This window comes from Streptomyces beijiangensis (genome assembly GCF_017315755.1).
Classification (GTDB): Bacteria; Actinomycetota; Actinomycetes; order Streptomycetales; family Streptomycetaceae; genus Streptomyces; species Streptomyces beijiangensis.
This window is the reverse complement of record NZ_JAFLRJ010001348.1, coordinates 1-263: the sequence shown is the minus strand read 5'-3', so window position 1 is coordinate 263 and position 263 is coordinate 1. Positions and strand designations below refer to the sequence as shown.

Annotated in this window: 1 pseudogene; it reads left to right on the top strand. The window is 72.2% G+C overall.

What is annotated here, in order from left to right:
* Window positions 1-56 precede the first annotated feature (56 nt).
* Window positions 57-263, top strand: a pseudogene (locus tag J0695_RS41780) (tRNA pseudouridine(55) synthase TruB); the annotation flags it as partial.

Below are 263 nucleotides of genomic sequence, written 5' to 3'. Positions count from 1 at the left end.
TCGGTCTCGTGGGCTCGGCCAAGGACGCGAAGCAGCAGGACGGGGACGCCTGACCCGTGGCACGCAAGAAGGACAACGGACCCGGCGGGCTTGTCGTCGTCGACAAGCCCGCCGGTTTCACGTCGCACGACGTGGTCGCCAAGGTGCGGGGCATCGCCCGCACGCGCAGGGTCGGCCACGCCGGGACGCTGGACCCGATGGCGACGGGGGTGCTCGTCCTCGGAGTGGAGAAGGCGACCCGCCTGCTCGGGCACCTCGCGCTG